At 64.5% G+C, this 15,807-nt stretch carries 15 protein-coding genes; 11 read left to right on the top strand and 4 right to left on the bottom strand.

Going from position 1 to position 15,807, the window contains the following annotated elements; all coding sequences use genetic code 11:
- Position 1: 1 nt before the first annotated feature.
- Positions 2 to 1,030, bottom strand: coding sequence for a pirin family protein (locus ACUYMZ_RS14570; RefSeq protein ID WP_481604070.1), 1,029 nt, complete (start codon positions 1,028 to 1,030; stop codon positions 2 to 4).
- Positions 1,031 to 1,080: 50 nt separating this feature from the next.
- Between ACUYMZ_RS14570 and ACUYMZ_RS14565 the strand changes: the two genes are divergently transcribed.
- The 9 genes from ACUYMZ_RS14565 to ACUYMZ_RS14525 all read left to right on the top strand — a co-directional run bounded on the left by ACUYMZ_RS14565 (position 1,081) and on the right by ACUYMZ_RS14525 (position 10,710).
- On the top strand, positions 1,081 to 2,877 hold the full coding sequence (locus tag ACUYMZ_RS14565) for a glycoside hydrolase family 35 protein (protein WP_481604068.1): 1,797 nt from the start codon (positions 1,081 to 1,083) through the stop codon (positions 2,875 to 2,877).
- 46 nt (positions 2,878 to 2,923) lie between these two features.
- Entirely contained in the window at positions 2,924 to 3,388 is a 465-nt protein-coding gene (locus ACUYMZ_RS14560) for an NUDIX hydrolase (RefSeq protein WP_481604066.1), read from the top strand.
- 210 nt (positions 3,389 to 3,598) lie between these two features.
- Positions 3,599 to 4,756 (top strand): ribosome small subunit-dependent GTPase A, encoded by a 1,158-nt coding sequence (gene rsgA / locus ACUYMZ_RS14555; RefSeq protein WP_481604064.1) that lies wholly within the window; start codon positions 3,599 to 3,601, stop codon positions 4,754 to 4,756.
- A 170-nt stretch (positions 4,757 to 4,926) separates the two neighbouring features.
- A complete protein-coding gene (locus ACUYMZ_RS14550) occupies positions 4,927 to 6,021 on the top strand; it encodes an ABC transporter ATP-binding protein (RefSeq protein WP_442423065.1) in 1,095 nt (364 codons plus the stop codon).
- Positions 6,021 to 6,764, top strand: coding sequence for an ABC transporter permease (locus ACUYMZ_RS14545; RefSeq protein WP_481604061.1), 744 nt, complete (start codon positions 6,021 to 6,023; stop codon positions 6,762 to 6,764). The genes ACUYMZ_RS14550 and ACUYMZ_RS14545 overlap by 1 nt, the downstream gene beginning before the upstream one ends.
- Positions 6,761 to 7,507, top strand: a complete 747-nt coding sequence (locus tag ACUYMZ_RS14540; RefSeq protein ID WP_426003497.1) for an ABC transporter permease — start codon at positions 6,761 to 6,763, stop codon at positions 7,505 to 7,507. The genes ACUYMZ_RS14545 and ACUYMZ_RS14540 overlap by 4 nt, the downstream gene beginning before the upstream one ends.
- Positions 7,504 to 8,463, top strand: a complete 960-nt coding sequence (locus tag ACUYMZ_RS14535; RefSeq protein ID WP_481604058.1) for an ABC transporter substrate-binding protein — start codon at positions 7,504 to 7,506, stop codon at positions 8,461 to 8,463. Before ACUYMZ_RS14540 ends, ACUYMZ_RS14535 begins: the two co-directional genes overlap by 4 nt.
- 120 nt (positions 8,464 to 8,583) lie before the next feature.
- Positions 8,584 to 9,804 carry a pyridoxal phosphate-dependent aminotransferase gene (locus ACUYMZ_RS14530; RefSeq protein ID WP_426003494.1) on the top strand — a complete coding sequence of 407 codons (1,221 nt, stop codon included), beginning with the start codon at positions 8,584 to 8,586 and terminating at the stop codon, positions 9,802 to 9,804.
- A 51-nt stretch (positions 9,805 to 9,855) separates the two neighbouring features.
- Positions 9,856 to 10,710 (top strand): polyphosphate kinase 2 family protein, encoded by an 855-nt coding sequence (locus ACUYMZ_RS14525; RefSeq protein WP_426003493.1) that lies wholly within the window; start codon positions 9,856 to 9,858, stop codon positions 10,708 to 10,710.
- A gap of 12 nt (positions 10,711 to 10,722) precedes the next feature.
- Here the strand turns inward: ACUYMZ_RS14525 and ACUYMZ_RS14520 are convergent, their stop codons facing one another.
- Both ACUYMZ_RS14520 and xseA read right to left on the bottom strand, forming a co-directional pair.
- Positions 10,723 to 10,965, bottom strand: a complete 243-nt coding sequence (locus ACUYMZ_RS14520) for an exodeoxyribonuclease VII small subunit (protein WP_442425061.1) — start codon at positions 10,963 to 10,965, stop codon at positions 10,723 to 10,725.
- A 34-nt stretch (positions 10,966 to 10,999) separates the two neighbouring features.
- The gene (gene xseA / locus ACUYMZ_RS14515; protein WP_426003490.1) at positions 11,000 to 12,277 is read right to left on the bottom strand and encodes an exodeoxyribonuclease VII large subunit; all 1,278 of its coding nucleotides are present in this window, start codon (positions 12,275 to 12,277) and stop codon (positions 11,000 to 11,002) included.
- Between the two features lie 169 nt (positions 12,278 to 12,446).
- On the opposite strand from xseA, the gene ACUYMZ_RS14510 reads away from it, so the two are divergent.
- Entirely contained in the window at positions 12,447 to 13,319 is an 873-nt protein-coding gene (locus ACUYMZ_RS14510) for a hypothetical protein (RefSeq protein ID WP_481604051.1), read from the top strand.
- Positions 13,320 to 13,328: 9 nt separating this feature from the next.
- Positions 13,329 to 14,414 carry a 4-hydroxy-3-methylbut-2-enyl diphosphate reductase gene (locus ACUYMZ_RS14505; protein ID WP_442425064.1) on the top strand — a complete coding sequence of 362 codons (1,086 nt, stop codon included), beginning with the start codon at positions 13,329 to 13,331 and terminating at the stop codon, positions 14,412 to 14,414.
- Positions 14,415 to 14,506: 92 nt separating this feature from the next.
- Here ACUYMZ_RS14505 and ACUYMZ_RS14500 read toward each other — a convergent pair whose 3' ends face one another.
- A complete protein-coding gene (locus ACUYMZ_RS14500; RefSeq protein ID WP_442425065.1) occupies positions 14,507 to 15,772 on the bottom strand; it encodes a DNA recombination protein RmuC in 1,266 nt (421 codons plus the stop codon).
- Positions 15,773 to 15,807: the final 35 nt, after the last annotated feature.

The following is a 15,807-nucleotide window of genomic DNA, read 5'->3' as shown; positions in this document are numbered from 1 at the left end:
GCTACCCGCGGCTTCGTGGCCGGAGCTTGACGCCGGGCAGCGGTGGTGCGGGAATCCGGCCGGCCTCGGCACCGGCCGCGGGTCCGTGTCCGTGGACGTGGCCGAAGCGCGAGGCGGCGGCAGCGTCGTCGTCGAGCAGGCCTTCGGCCTCCCATTCTTCCCGGGCCTTCTCCACTTCCTCGTGGGTGCGTCCCACGAAGTTCCACCACATCAGCAGGTCCTCGCCGAACGGCTCCCCGCCCAGCAGCATGAACCGGGTGTCCGGCCGGGCTTCCACGGCCAGCGAGGACCTGCCGGCACCGAGGTAGGCCAACGGTCCGGGGTCGATACTTTCGCCGTCGATGGTGACGTGGCCGTCGAGGACGAGCACGGCGTGTTCGAAGTCGTCGCGCAGGGGCAGGTGCAGAAGCCCGGAGCCTACGATGTCCGCCCCTACGATCGGGCTGAACATGGTTGCGGGCGACTGCTGCCCGGCGAACTCACCCACCATGACTGTGGCCGTGTAGCCATCGCCCAAGGCCACGGGAAGTTCCCGGTGCTGCTCGAAGGACGGCTCGCGGTGCCTGTGCTCATCAGGAAGCGCTACCCACAGCTGCAGTCCGCGGGACATCGGGATTTCATCTGCGGCGAGGGTCCGGCCGTCCTGCGGCGTGGGAAGAACGGAGAACTCCGAGTGGGAAATGCCGTGGCCTGCCGTCATGATGTTCAGCTCGCCCGGATTGACCACCACGTCGCTGCCCACACTGTCGCGGTGGCGGACTGCACCTTCCAACGGCCACGTCACGGTCTGCAGGCCGCAGTGCGGGTGGGGGAGGACACTCATGGCAACCCGGTCAGGGCCAAAGCTGTCCAGGAAACACCATGCACCAACGGTAGGCAACCCGCGCTGCGGAAGCGTGCGGTAGACGTTCATGGCACGGACGCCGCCCAGTGGTACTTCCCGTTCAGGCCACAACTGGACACACGGGCCCTGTCCTTCGGGAGCGGCCGGGCATACCTGCTCCGCTGGTGCGGTATCCAAGTTGGTCATGTGTGAATCACCTGTGCATAAATGTTGGAATCTGAGCTAATCTGTTCCGTGTGAACAACGCCCTTTTGAGCTACCACGACGCCGTCCTTTACCGTTCGGGTGAACCGTACCGCATCCTCGCCGGCGCCATCCACTACTTCCGTGTGCACCCGGAATTGTGGAGGGATCGCCTGCGCCGCCTCAAGGCGATGGGCGCCAACACCGTGGACACCTACGTGGCATGGAACTTCCACCAGCCTAAGCGCGACGAGGCTCCGGACTTTACCGGATGGCGGGATCTGGGCGCCTTTATCGACACCGCTGCCGAAGAAGGCCTGGAGGTCATCGTCCGCCCGGGACCCTATATCTGCGCGGAGTGGGACAATGGCGGCTTTCCCGCGTGGTTGACAGGAATTCCGGGCATCGGGCTCCGGTGCATGGATGCCCGGTTCACGTCGGCGATCGAGGAGTGGTTCGACCACCTCCTCCCCATCATCGCTTCCCGTCAGTCGTCGGCCGGTGGTCCCGTGGTCGCCGTGCAGATCGAGAACGAGTACGGAAGCTACGGTGACGACCACGACTACATCAGGTGGAACCGGCGGGTCCTGGAAGAGCGGGGCATCACCGAACTGCTGTTCACCGCGGACGGCGGCAATGACTACTTCCTCGACGGCGGTTCGGTAGAGGGCACGTGGGCGACGGCAACGCTGGGGAGCCGCGGCGAGGAAGCCATCCAGACGTGGAAGCGCCGCCGCCCTGATGAGCCGTTCTTCAACGTCGAGTTCTGGGGCGGCTGGTTCGACCATTGGGGTGAGCACCACCATCGGCGCGACGCCGAAGACGCCGCTGCGGAAGCCCGCAAGATGCTGGACCTTGGCGGGTCGCTCTGTGTGTACATGGCACACGGCGGGACAAACTTCGGTCTGGGATCCGGCAGCAACCACGACGGCACCATGCTCCAGCCAACGGTCACCAGTTATGACTCAGATGCACCCATCGCCGAAAACGGCCAGCTGACGCCCAAGTTCCATGCCCTCCGCCGGGAGTTCCACCGCGCCAGTGGAATCACCGAACTGCCCCAGTTGCCGGCTGACCTGCTGGCCGTGCCACCAGTGCTGCCGGCCGCCACCTTGCCGTTGTCCGAGCCGGGGGATCTCCTGGAGTTCCTGCGGGAAAGCGGCAAGCCGGTCACCAGCGTCAAGCCGCTCACCTTTGAGCAGTTGGGGCTCGACGGCGGCATGGTGCTGTATACGTCGGAGGCCATCCTGCCGGGACTCCCGGAGACCCCAACGGAGTGCCGGATCAGGATCAGCGGCCTGGCAGACCGCGCCTACATCTGGGTTGATGGATCCTTTGCCGGTGTCCTGGATGACGTAACGGGTCCGGAAGGGCTGTCTGTTACAGGTCAGGGTGTGGCGGCCAGGCTGGACATCCTGGTGGAAAACCTGGGGCGGATCAATTATGGTCCGTTGACCGGACAGTCCAAAGGAATCCTGGGCGGCGTCCTCATCAACCAGCGGTACACCTTCCACTGGACCCAGACGCCGGTGGCCCTGGCCGACTGGGACGCGGAGCAGGTGGAGAAACTGCCCGGCGCGGATTTCCACGCCGAAGAAGCGGCGGACACCTATATTGCGCTCCCGGACTTCGGCAAGGGATTCCTTTGGTTGAACGGATTCCTGCTGGGCCGCTACTGGGCCAAGGGTCCGCAAGTGACGCTGTACGCCCCTGCGCCCTTGGTGAACGCAGGCCGCAACAGCATCAAGGTGCTGGAACTCGAGAAGCCCGGAACCGCCGTCGAACTCCGGGAAGTACCTGACCTGGGACCGGAAGAAGCCGGTCCCATTGCCGCAGCCGAGCTGCACTAAGGCCTCCCTGACGCACCTCCGGGCTGCTGCAGCCTAAGCTGGCACCATGAGCCTGGAGTTTGACACCCGCCCCGCCGCCTATGCCGTCATCGTCCAGGACGGCAGGATCCTGCTGGCCTATTGGAAGCAGGACGGCAAGGAAGGGTGGACGCTGCCGGGTGGCGGACTGGACCTCGCGGAGCATCCCGTGGACGGCTGCCGGCGCGAGGTGTTCGAGGAAACCGGCTACGAGGCCCACATTGACGGAATGCTCGGCATCGATGTCGGACATTGGCCGCGGGACGTCCAGCCGGACGGCGCGTTACGTGATTTCCAGGCCCTCCGGCTCGTCTATGAGGCCAGCATCACGGGCGGCGAACTGACCCACGAGGTTGACGGAAGCACCACTCACGCCGCGTGGATACCGTTGGAAGACGTCCCTGGGCTCAACCGCGTTTCCTTGGTTGACGTTGCCCTGCGGTTGCATCGGGAACGCCCTGCGGATGGAAAGCTCACCGACCACGCCGGCTGACTCTGGCGCGGAGGCGCCGGTACCGCTACGCTGAAGAACGCTGCCGGCCGATCAACGGACGGCCCGGATGCCAAGGAGGTGGATTTTGATGACTGCCACGGTCCTGCGCGCCCTGCACACCAGTGCCCTGCGGGTCCAGCACATCACCATCCCTGTCCCGGCGTCCGCCGTCCACAGCTAGGCGGCCCGGGCCTCACCAGAGGCCAACCATTGAATACTTCCGCTTTTTCAAGCAACCCCTCAAGCAACCCCATCTCCGGCCCGGCCGACTACGGTTACACGCCATCCATCGCCGCCCTCTTTCGGGCCCATCCCGTACCTGCCGCCTTGTCAGGCCCCGATGACCGTCCCGGCCGCATCGTCAGGCTGGACCGCAACCGGGTCCTGGTCGCGTCGGCTGCCGGGCTCCTGCACTTGCCCTACCCCGGGCAAGGACCCGTTCCCGCCACCGGTGACTGGGTATGGCTCGGCACCAACCGCGCCGGGGAGCCGGCCGTCGTCGACGTTCTTCCCCGCCGTTCGGCACTGAGCCGCAAGCGCGCCTTCGAGGCGTCCTCAGAGGAACAGATTCTCGGCAGCAACATCGACATCGTGGCAGTCGTGGTGCCCATGGACCGGCCCCTGACGCACAACCGGCTGGAACGGACACTGGTTGCGGCCTGGGACTCGGGCGCCACTCCGCTGGTAGTGATCACCAAAGCGGACCTGGCCAACCTGGCGGACGATGTCGTGGGACAGGTCATCCTCCAGGCGGCCGGAGTGGAAGTGGTCACCACCTCGGCCGAGCACGGCGACGGGCTGGACGAGCTCAGGCAGCACATTCCGGCCGGCTCCACCCTGGTCCTCCTGGGACCTTCGGGTGCTGGAAAGTCCACGCTCATCAACGCGCTCGCCGGCAGGAACATCCAGCAAACGGGGTCCGTGCGTACAGGGGACGGGAAAGGACGGCATACCACAACTTCCCGGGAACTTATCCCTTTGGCAGGGGGTGCGGTCCTGATGGACACCCCCGGCGTCCGGGGCTTTGGCCTGTTCGACGCCGAGGACGGCATGGAGGAAATGTTCGGCGACCTGGAAACGCTGTTGTCCGCGTGCCGTTTTGCGGACTGCTCCCACCAGGCCGAACCCGACTGTGCCGTCCAGGCAGCCTTGGCCGACGGGTCCCTCGATCCCCGGCGGTGGGCGAGCTACCTCAAGCTCCAGCGTGAGCTCGCAGCCCTGAACCGCAAGCACGATGCCGCCGCACGCCGCGCCTACCAACGGGAGTGGCACCAGAAGGTCATGTCCGCCGACCGCGGCCAGCGCGCCGCCGAGCGGTACCGGCATGACCGTGCGGAAGAAAGGAGCGGCAAGCGGCGCAAACGGTGAACATTGCCGATTCATTACGGAATCCGTGGCGTCGCTGACATCACCATGGAGGCTGGCTACTCTGGGTGAAGATCGGCTTTGCAGCCTCTAAATAAGCATGCTTATGATCATGTGGCTCTACCGACCGATGTACCGACCGATGCCGCGACCACAGATAGGCAAGTCCAGGTATGGCCCCAGCCATGATTGAGTTCCAGAGCGTCACCAAGCGGTACCAAGGCGGACAGCCGGCGGTAGAGGACCTCTCCATGTCCATTGACAAGGGAGCCATCACGGTTTTTGTCGGGCCGTCCGGGTGTGGCAAGACTACCTCGCTGCGCATGATCAACCGCATGGTCGAGCCGTCATCGGGCACCATCACTGTTGACGGCAAGGACGTATCGCAGGTTCCGGCCCCGGAACTGCGCCGGTCCATGGGCTATGTCATGCAGTCCTCGGGCCTGTTGCCGCACCGCACCGTCCTGGACAACATCGCGACAGTTCCGCGGCTCAACGGTGTGTCCAAATCCGACGCACGCAGGCGGGCTGCGGAACTGCTCGACGTCGTGGGGCTGGCCTCCGCCCTTGGCAAGCGGTATCCGTCGCAACTGTCGGGCGGCCAGCAACAGCGCGTGGGAGTCGCGCGGGCCCTGGCCGCCGACCCTCCGGTCCTGCTCATGGACGAACCCTTCAGTGCGGTGGATCCTGTGGTGCGGGACGAATTGCAGCAGGAACTTCTCAGGCTTCAACGGGAACTGGCCAAGACCATCGTCTTCGTGACCCACGACATCGATGAAGCCACTGTGCTGGGGGACAAAGTCGCGGTCTTCGCAGTGGGCGGAAAACTGGCCCAGTACGCAGCGCCGGAGGAGATCCTGCGGGCACCGGCCAGCGACTTCGTTGCCTCCTTCGTGGGGCGCGACCGCGGTTTCCGGCACCTTGCTTTCAACGTCGCCGATTCCGTCAGGCTCCACCCGGTGACCATGGTTGGCGCGTCTGACGGACATGAGGCGGGCCGCAGGAACGGGGAATGGGCGCTGGTGGTTGACGATGACTCCCGGCCCCTTGGTTGGTCGTCACCCCGCGACGGTGCCGGCCTGATCCCTGGTGGCTCGCTGTTCCGCAAGGGGGACACCCTGCGCCGCGCCCTGGATGCGGCGCTCTCCTCGCCGTCCGGCCTGGGTGTTGCAGTGGACGACGACGGGCGGGTCGCCGGTGTCCTGAAAGCTCCCGAAGTCCTGGCCTTGATCGAGGAGACCCGCCGGCACAGGGAGGACGCCACCTGATGGAGTGGTTCCTGGCCAACAGCGGCATGGTCTTCGGCCTGGCAGGGCAGCACCTGGTGCTCGCTGTCATTCCGATGGTCCTTGGGCTGCTGATTTCGATACCGCTGGCGCAGCTCGCACGGCGCAACAGCACCTTGCGCTCCGTGGTGGCCACCGCAACCTCGCTGCTCTACACCATTCCGTCCCTGGCCCTCTTCATCATCCTGCCCACCATCCTTGGTACCCGGATCCTGGACCCGCTCAACGTGGTGGTCGCCCTGACGATCTACGCCGTGGCCCTGTTGGTCCGGGCAGCCATGGATGCCTTTGACTCCGTGGACAACGACCTCCGCAACGCCGCCGTAGCCATGGGATTCAAACCCCTGGCCCGTTTCTTCCAAGTAGACCTTCCATTGTCACTGCCCGTGCTTTTCGCCGGTCTGCGCGTGGTGTCCGTCAGCAACATCTCCCTGGTGAGCGTGGCGGCACTGCTGGGCGTGGGGAACCTGGGAATCCTGTTCACGGACGGCCTCCAGCGCACGTTCGTGACCGAAGTCGTCGTCGGAATCATCGCCATCCTTGTCCTGGCCCTGGTCATGGACGCCGTGCTCGTGGTCCTTGAACGGATCCTCACTCCGTGGACCCGGGCGGCGGGCGGCTCCCGGGGCGGCCGGACCGACGGCACGGAACTGCTGACCGAACCCAAGCAGGGCCCGGCTCCTGCCAAAGCCGCACTTCGGACCGATCCGGGGGCCTCAGCATGAACAACGTCTTTACTGACACTCTTGCGTGGCTGACCGATCCCACGCACTGGACCGGAAGCGGCGGCATTCCCGCCCGGCTGGCCGAGCACCTCCAGTACAGCGGCCTGGTCCTCGCCATCGCAGCACTCATCGCCGTACCCGTCGGGCTTTTCATCGGTCACACCGGCCGGGGCAGGGTGGTGGCCGTTGCCCTGGCAGGAGCGCTTCGCGCGCTGCCCACCCTTGGCCTGCTGGTCCTCTTCGCGCTCCTGGCCGGAAGTGGCCTCATGCCGCCCGTTTGGGCGCTGGTGATCCTGACCGTCCCGCCACTGCTTGCCGGAACCTACGCCGGGATCTCGAGCGTCGACGCTGCGGTGGTGGACGGTGCACGGGCGGTGGGCATGACGGAGTTGCAGATCCTTTTCCGGGTGGAGCTTCCCAACGGCCTGCAGGTCATGTTCGGCGGCATCCGCACGGCCGTGTTGCAGGTCATCGCCACAGTATCCGTGGTCGCATACCTTCCCTTGGGCGGCCTGGGGCGCTACCTGTTCGACGGGCTGGTCCTCCAGGACTTCCCCCGGATGCTGGGCGGATCCCTGCTCATCGCCGCCCTGGCTATCGCCGTGGACCTCGTCCTGGCAGCCATCCAAAGGCTGGTGTTGTCGCCCGGCCTCAGACCAGACCCACGCGGACGCCGCACGGCTGCCGATCATCAGAAAGCCACAGCTCTCCCAGGGGCTGCCGTTCAAGGAGGTACACCATGAATAAATCCGTCCCCATGACCATTACGCGCCGTGGCCTCGGCGGCCTGGCAGCCGGACTCGGTGTGGCGCTCGCCTTGAGCGCATGCGGCGGGAGCCCGTTGGCTACGCCGTCCACGTCGGCGGCTTCGGGCCCGGCTGGTGCAGGCGGCTCCCTGGTGGTTGGATCCGCCGACTTCCCCGAGAGCCAGGTCATCGCCGAGATCTACGCCGGAGCACTCACCGCAGCAGGAGTCACCGCCAGCACCAAGCCCAACATCGGTTCGCGGGAAATTTACTTCAAGGCTGTCCAGGACGGATCCGTGGATCTCGTCCCGGATTACTCCGGCAACCTCCTCTCCTACGTGGACACGGAAGCCACGGAGGTCTCCGCGGAGGACGTCTACAAGGCACTGCCGGGCAAGCTTCCGGATGGCCTGGCCGTCCTTGAGCCCGCCAAGGCTGAATCCAAGGATGCCATGGTGGTCACCAAGGCAACCGCCGAAAAGTACCAGCTGAAATCGATTGAGGACCTGGCCAAGGTCTGCAAGGATTTCACCATGGCCGCTCCGGCCACGTTCGAGACCCGCGCCTACGGCTTCCCGGGCTTGAAGAAGAACTACAACTGCGAGCTCAAGGGCCTGCAACCGTTCAACGACGGCGGCGGCAACCTGACGCTCCAGGCACTCCTGGAAGACAAGGTGCAGGTGGCCGACATCTATACCACCACGCCCTCCATCGCTGACAACGACCTCGTGGTCCTGGAAGACCCGAAGAACAACTTCAAGGCCCAGCAGGTCCTGCCCCTCTACAACGAGGCCAAGATGACGGACAAAGCCAAGGAAGCGCTTAACAACGTCTCCAAAATCCTGACCACCGATGACCTCATCAACCTCAACCGCTCGGTCAGCGGCGACCAGAAGCAGAGCCCCAAGGACGCTGCTGCCGCCTGGCTTAAGGAAAAGGGCATCGTCAAGTAGCGGTTGGCGCAAACCGCGTACGACGGCGGTGACGGACCCGCGCGGGTCCGTCACCGCCGTCGTTGGTTATGTGAGTGAGGTCTCAACGGAAGTCCATGGCCCCTGTGGCATATTTGAGGGATGGCGAATTTCAAGCAGTCCACCAAGCTTCATAATGTCCTCTACGACATCCGTGGACCGATTCTTCAGGCCGCCCAGCAGATGGAGGCGGAGGGTCACCGGATCCTCAAACTGAACATCGGAAACCCGGCCCCGTTCGGGTTCGAAGCGCCTGACGCCATTCTGGTGGACATGATCCGGCACCTGCCCAATGCCCAGGGCTACAGCGACTCGCGCGGCATCTTTTCTGCCCGGACTGCTGTGTCGCAGTATTACCAGACCCGTGGCATCCAGAACATCCACGTCGATGACATCTACCTTGGCAACGGCGTCAGCGAACTCATCACCATGTCGCTCATGGCCCTGTTGGAAGACGGCGACGAAGTCCTGATTCCAACCCCTGACTACCCGCTCTGGACCGCCTCAGTAGCTTTGGCCGGCGGCCGCCCGGTGCACTATCTCAGCGATGAAGAATCGGGCTGGCAGCCGGACCTGGAAGACATGGAAGCCAAGATCACGCCCCGCACCAAGGGCATCGTGGTCATCAACCCCAACAATCCCACCGGAGCGGTCTACCCTGAGGAGACCCTCAGGAAAATCGTTGCGCTGGCAGAGAAGCACGGCCTGGTGCTGTTCGCTGACGAGATCTACGAGAAGATCCTGTACGAAGACGCCGTGCACGTAAACCTGGCCGGCCTGACCGGGGACGACGTCCTCTGCCTCACCTTCAGCGGCCTGTCCAAGGCGTACCGGGTCTGCGGCTACCGTGCCGGTTGGATGGCCATTTCCGGGCCCAAGAAGGATGCCGCGGATTACCTTGAAGGCATCAACCTGCTCGCCAACATGCGCCTGTGCGCCAACGTACCGGCCCAGCACGCCATCCAGACTGCACTGGGCGGCTACCAAAGCATCAACGACCTCATCCTTCCCGGGGGACGGCTCCTGGAACAGCGGAACAAGGCCTACGAATTGCTCAACGCAATACCGGGCGTCAGCACCCAGCAGGCCAAAGGTGCGCTGTACCTTTTTCCGAAGCTTGACCCGGAGGTCTACCACATCAGGGATGACGAGAAGTTCGTCCTTGATCTGCTGAAGGAACAAAAGATCCTGGTCTCGCACGGGCGCGCGTTCAACTGGGTCCGCCCGGACCACTTCCGCATGGTTACCCTGCCCAACGTCAAGGACATCGAAGAAGCAATCGGCCGCATGGCGGACTTCCTGTCGAGGTATCCCGGCAACTAGCCTGTGATCCATGGCCTTGCCAGGCGGCAGGTCCCGGCAGAAAGGAAATCCATGGCACATCCCGTTGAGTTCGCCAAGAGTCCGGCCGAAGTTTTGAAGATCAAGCAGGGCTTCACGCTCGAGAGCCTGGACCCGGAGTCGACCCCTGGCTACACCGGGTTGAAAGCCGATGGCCAGGCCTTGCTGTCTGCGCAGGACGACCGGCTCGCCGAACTGCAGGAGAAACTCTTTGCCTCAGGCAGGTTCGGCAGTGAGAAGCGGCTGCTGCTGATTCTCCAGGCCATGGACACCGCCGGCAAAGGCGGGATCGTGAGCCATGTGGTGGGGGCCATGGATCCGCAGGGAGTGCAGTTGCACGCCTTCAAGGCGCCCACGGACGAAGAAAAGGCCCACGACTTCCTGTGGCGGATCGAGAAGGAAGTGCCGGCCGCCGGCATGGTGGGTGTCTTCGACCGATCCCACTACGAGGACGTCCTCATCCACCGTGTCCATGGATGGGCGGACGACGACGAACTGGAGCGTCGCTATGCGGCCATCAACGATTTTGAGGCCAGGCTCGCTGCCCAGGGAACCACGATCGTCAAGGTCATGCTCAACATCGGCAAGGATGAGCAAAAGAAGCGCTTGATCGCACGGTTGGATGACCCTGCCAAACACTGGAAGTACAGCAAGGGCGACCTTGCTGAGCGCGCCCACTGGGATGATTACATGAAGGCCTACAACACGGCGTTCCAGAAAACGTCCACGGAGCTCGCCCCGTGGCACGTTGTACCGGCCAACAAGAAGTGGTACGCGCGTATCGCCGTGCAGCAGCTGTTGCTGGATGCCTTGGAGAGGATGTCGCTGGAGTGGCCGAAGGCTGACTTCGATGTCGCCGCAGAACGGGCACTTGTCGCGGAATCCTGAGCGCTCGTCCTGTCAGCCGGCGGCTTCGGGCCCGTTGCCTGCCTCCCGTGCGGACGCCAGGCGCTTGCGGGCACCCTCCAGCCAGTCCTCGCAGCGCTTGGCGAGGGCCTCGCCGCGTTCCCAGAGTGCCAGTGATTCCTCCAGGCTGGCACCGCCGGCTTCCAGTCGGCTGACGACAGCCACCAGCTGCTCCCGTGCTTCCTCGTAGCTCAGGGCGTCCAGTGATTCTGCGCCGGTGGGGTTGGTCTCAGTCATGGTGTCCTTTGGTTCGTTGTGTAGAAAGGATGGGTCAGCGGTCCGCGTGCTGGCCGTGACCACTGGATACGGCCCTGAAGCGGCCTTCTGCCACGCGGATTGACAGGGCAGCTCCATCCGGCGCCTGGTCCGGGTTGCTGACCACTGTGTGGCCCTGCTGGTCCTCTCCCACGATCTGGACTACGGCGTAGCCGCGGTCCAGGGTCTTCTGGGGGGACAAAGCACGGACTTGGGCGCGCAAGTGGTTCACCTGGTCCAGGGCCCTGACGATTGCTGTATTCACTGCCGCGTGGGAGCGCTGCTGAAGCCGGCCGATGTCCTCCCCACGGGCCTCGATCATGGTCCCGGGATTGGCAAGGACCGGCCTGGAACGCAGGGCATGCAGTCTGTCCGTCTCCCTGTCCACCAGCCGGCCGATGCTGCGGCGCAAGTGGTCCCTGGCTTGCCGCACCACGGCCAGTTCCTCGGCGACGTCCGGCACGATCCGCTTGGCAGCGTCGGTGGGGGTTGAAGCCCTCAGGTCGGCAACATCGTCAAGGATCGGCCGGTCGGCCTCGTGCCCGATTGCACTGACAATTGGCGTGGTTGCTGCGGCCACAGCGCGGATAAGGTCCTCGTTGCTGAAAGGGAGCAGGTCTTCCAGCGCACCGCCGCCGCGGGCAAGGACGATCACGTCCACGTGCGGGTCTTCGTCGAGTTTCCTCAGGGCTGCGATGATTTGTCCGACTGCGGTGTTGCCTTGGACGGCTACTTCCCGGACATCGAACTCGACGGCAGGCCACCGCAGCGCCGCGTTGCGGAGGACGTCCTTTTTGGCGTCGGAGTCGCGGCCCGTGATGAGCCCGATCCGGTGGGGCAGCAGCGGCAGCTTGCGCTTGCGCGAGTCGGCGAACAAGCCCTCCGCCGCCAGTGCCTGCCGAAGCCGTTCGATACGTGCCAAGAGGTCGCCAAGACCAACGGGCCGGATGTCCTTCACGGACATGTTCATGCGCCCGGTCTTGATCCAGAACTCGGCCTTGACCAGGGCCACAACCCGTGAGCCGCGCTCCAGGGGCGTCCGCTGCCGGTCCAGCACCGTGGACCAGACGGAGGCCGGGAGCGAGATCTCCGCGTCCACGTCCCGCAGCGTGAGGAAGGCATTCCCGCCACGGCGGTTCATCTCAATGACCTGCCCCTCAATCCACGCAGCAGGGGCGCGTTCGATGTGCGCCTTCAGCTTCCGGGACAGCAGTTGCAAGGGCCAGGGATTGTCCGGGCTGGTCTCGGCGGCGGTCGCAGGCAGCGTCGACTCCGGCATTGCGTCAGCTGCCATGGGCGGTCCGTGCTTCAACCTGCATGTGTGTGTCCTTGCTCGTGGAACCGGGAGATGTCCCGCCCGGCCTTCCAACTCTATCCATAGCAATACCGGCGGGGCCCGACATTTTTTCCTTGTTGTGGACAGTCTTAGGATGGGTGCAACGACCCCGACACCAAGGATCATTGTGCGTACCTTCGTTTCAGCCGTGGCCGTCCTGCTGGCGCTCGTCCTGACCGCCATCGCTGTTCCAGCCGCGTGGGTGGACCGGAACGTGGTGGATGAAAACGGCTTCGCACGGATCTCGGGGGAGCTTGGCACGGAGCCCGGATTCCAGGAGCGGCTTGCCGGGGCCGTTGCCGGCAGCTTCCAGGCCTCGGTTGACTTGCCGGAGCCCATCAAGTCCCTGGCGGGGGACGCCTTGGAGGAAGCCGCGGCCGGAATGCAGTCATGGCCGGATTATCCGGCGGCGTGGGAGGAAACGGCCAGGAACAGCCACAGGCTCAATTTTGGAACCGCCGGGCAATCGGAGGAAGCAGCAACTGCCACCGCATTGCAACTGGACATCGCTCCGTTGGTCAGGCTTATTCGGGACCATGTGGCCTCGGGTACGGGCATCAGGATCGACGTACCTGACAAAAACATCGTCACCTTGGGGGAGGCGTCGCACCGTGAACTCGTGGAACGGGCAGCAGCCTTTGCGCCCTTGTGGTGGATGGCAGCCCTGGGGGCTGCAGTGGCTGTCCTGCTCGCCCTGGCAGCCGCCCGGCGCCGGTCGGTTGTGATGGTCTTCCTTGGCATAGGCGGTCTGGGGCTGGCTTTGTTGTGGACGTCGACGGCGGACCTCGCCGGATCGATGCTGGGCACCGTCGCCAGCGCCAACAGTGTGGCGGAGCTTTTCAAACAGGAGTTCTTCAATGCCGCCCGCGCCGATTTCGGGCAGTGGATCATGGCCGCGGCATGGGTCAGCGCTGCAGTGCTGGCCGTTGGCCTGGTGCTCTTGCTGCTCTCCGGGAGACGACGGTCACCTTTTGCTCCGGGACAAAGGACTGCCCGGTAACATTGAGGGATGACCTCCACAGCCATTTCCATCCCGATGCCCACTGTGCCCCGGAGACGGCGATCGCCGGAAGAGGTACTGGCGGCAGCCCCGGTGACCGGGCCCAAGAAAGTTTTGCTGGCGGCTCCCCGTGGTTACTGCGCGGGCGTGGACCGGGCAGTTATCGCCGTGGAGAAAGCCCTGGAGCACTACGGTCCGCCCGTCTACGTGCGGAAGCAGATCGTCCACAACGTCCATGTGGTCACCTCGCTTGAGGAGAAGGGCGCCATCTTCGTCGACGAAACCGACGAGGTACCTGAGGGCGCCTTGGTCATTTTCTCGGCCCATGGTGTGTCACCGGCTGTGGTGCAGTCGGCCGAAGACCGTGGCCTGCGTACCATCGACGCCACGTGCCCCCTGGTCACCAAGGTCCATCGTGAGGCTGTCCGCTTCGCCAAGGAAGACTACGACATCCTGCTGATCGGCCACGATGGCCACGAGGAAGTCGAGGGAACCGCCGGCGAGGCACCCGATCACATCCAGATCATCAACGGACCCCATGAGGTTGACAAGGTCTCGGTCCGCGATCCGGAAAAGACCATCTGGCTGTCCCAGACCACCCTGAGCGTGGATGAGACCATGGAGACCGTCCGCCTGCTCAAGGAACGCTTCCCCACATTGCAGGATCCGCCCAGCGATGACATCTGCTATGCCACCACCAACCGCCAGGTAGCCATCAAGAAGATTGCGCCGCAGGCCGATTTGGTGATTGTGGTGGGTTCGGCCAACTCGTCCAACTCGGTCCGGCTGGTTGAGGTTGCCCTGGAGTACGGTGCCAAGAGGTCGTACCGCGTGGACTTCGCCAACGAGGTTGATGAGGCCTGGTTTGAAGGCGTTGCCACAGTCGGCGTGACCTCCGGTGCTTCCGTTCCCGAGGTTCTTGTCCAGGATGTCCTCCGGCTGCTTGCCGACTATGGCTATGGCGAAGTCCAGGAAGTGGTGACGGCGGAGGAGGACCTGTTGTTCTCCCTGCCCAAGGAACTGCGCGCTACGCTCAAGCAGGCGGGCGACGTCAGCCGGGCCCTCGGCGGCCGCGGCAACCGTCCCACCTCCTGACAATCACCAAGAGCTGACAACGGCCCGTGATGGGCTGCCTCCACGGTCGTGGTTGGCAGGCCATCCCGGGCCGTTTTGTTGGTCAGGCGTTGTCAGGCCGCGGACTCACGGTCCTGCGGCCCGCCATGGCCGTGCCCTTCCGGTGTGCTGTCTACGGCGAGGAGCTCGGGTGCGGCCAGGGCGCGGGGGACTGCTTCCACGGCAGGGGGAGCAGCGAGTCCGGCTTCATCCATGGTGTTGAGTTTGCGCGCCGTGGGAAGAACCCGGGCCTCCAAGGTGCCCACCAAGGCGTTATAGCGGTCTACTGAGGTCTTCAGCGACGAGCCCAGCTTTCCGACGTTATCCCCCAAGGTGCCCATACGTTCGTACAACTGCTTGGCCAGTTCGAACAGTTCCCGGGCACTGTCCGTGAGGACATCCTGGCGCCAGGTGAAGGCGACCGACTTCAGAACGGCCAAGAGAGTGCCCGGTGATGCCAGCACCACGTTGCGGGAGAGCGCGTGCTCCAGCAAGGAGGGGTCGGCTTCGAGCGCCGCGGCCAGGATGGATTCGGCCGGAAGGAAGCAGATCACCAGCTCGGGGGAGTTCCCGGGGATGTCCCAGTACTTCTTGCCGGCCAGTGCATCAATGTGGGCCTTCAGGGCTTTCCCGTGCTGGGCCAGCAGTGTCTTGGAATCCTGGTTGCTTCCGGGAACGACGGACTCGCCGAGGGCGCCATCGCCGTGAAGTTGTTCCTGCGCTCCCAGGTAGGACGTCAGCGGTACTTTCGCGTCCACTACCAGTTGCTTGCCACCGGGAAGCTGGACCACCAGGTCAGGGCGCAGGGTGGTGTCGGTCCGCCCGGAGTGGACCTGCTCCTGGAAATCGACGTGCCGCAGCATTCCCGCGGCCTCAACGATGCGACGCAGCTGGACCTCGCCCCACTGGCCCCGGGCACTGTTGGAGCGCAGGGCAGATGCCAGGGCGTGGGTGGAGCGCAACAGCTGCTGGTCGGAAAGCCGGGCGTCCTGGAGCTGCTGTGCCAATTGACCGTACTGTTCCACCCGGTCCCGCTCCAGCAGTGCCACTTGCTGCTGCACCGCGGTGAGTTTCTCCGCCACCGGAGCCAAGGCGCGCAGGACGCTCCCGTCCGAGTTGCGTGCTTCACTCAGCTCCCGGTTCTGTGCGAACAAAAGGCGACGCTCGGCGTCGGCGGCTGCCAGCTGCGCGTTGGCCTCCGAAAGCCGCGCCGACACGGCGTCGAAGTCCTCTTCCAGGCCGGCGTTCCGGCGCCGGAAAGCGACATAGGAAACGCCAATCCCGAGCCCAGCACCAATGAGCAGCATCAGCAAGGCCAAAACCAATCCAAATCCATCCATGAAGCAACCCAATCACAGGGGTCCGACAGTTTTAG

Source organism: Arthrobacter sp. T572 (assembly GCF_056780115.1).
The sequence above is the reverse complement of the archived record's forward strand: the minus strand, read 5'-3'. Positions and strand labels throughout refer to the sequence as shown.

Excerpts from the sequence above, each read along its gene's own strand:
- ACUYMZ_RS14540 (WP_426003497.1), top strand. The coding sequence starts at position 6,761 with ATGAACAACGTCTTTACTGACACTCTTGCGTGGCTGACCGATCCCACG.
- ACUYMZ_RS14505 (WP_442425064.1), top strand. The coding sequence starts at position 13,329 with ATGACCTCCACAGCCATTTCCATCCCGATGCCCACTGTGCCCCGGAGA.
- ACUYMZ_RS14545 (WP_481604061.1), top strand. The coding sequence starts at position 6,021 with ATGGAGTGGTTCCTGGCCAACAGCGGCATGGTCTTCGGCCTGGCAGGG.
- ACUYMZ_RS14535 (WP_481604058.1), top strand. The coding sequence starts at position 7,504 with ATGAATAAATCCGTCCCCATGACCATTACGCGCCGTGGCCTCGGCGGC.
- ACUYMZ_RS14525 (WP_426003493.1), top strand. The coding sequence starts at position 9,856 with ATGGCACATCCCGTTGAGTTCGCCAAGAGTCCGGCCGAAGTTTTGAAG.
- ACUYMZ_RS14520 (WP_442425061.1), bottom strand. The coding sequence starts at position 10,965 with ATGACTGAGACCAACCCCACCGGCGCAGAATCACTGGACGCCCTGAGC.
- ACUYMZ_RS14560 (WP_481604066.1), top strand. The coding sequence starts at position 2,924 with ATGAGCCTGGAGTTTGACACCCGCCCCGCCGCCTATGCCGTCATCGTC.
- ACUYMZ_RS14500 (WP_442425065.1), bottom strand. The coding sequence starts at position 15,772 with ATGGATGGATTTGGATTGGTTTTGGCCTTGCTGATGCTGCTCATTGGT.
- xseA (WP_426003490.1), bottom strand. The coding sequence starts at position 12,277 with ATGGCAGCTGACGCAATGCCGGAGTCGACGCTGCCTGCGACCGCCGCC.
- ACUYMZ_RS14530 (WP_426003494.1), top strand. The coding sequence starts at position 8,584 with ATGGCGAATTTCAAGCAGTCCACCAAGCTTCATAATGTCCTCTACGAC.
- ACUYMZ_RS14570 (WP_481604070.1), bottom strand. The coding sequence starts at position 1,030 with ATGACCAACTTGGATACCGCACCAGCGGAGCAGGTATGCCCGGCCGCT.
- ACUYMZ_RS14550 (WP_442423065.1), top strand. The coding sequence starts at position 4,927 with ATGGCCCCAGCCATGATTGAGTTCCAGAGCGTCACCAAGCGGTACCAA.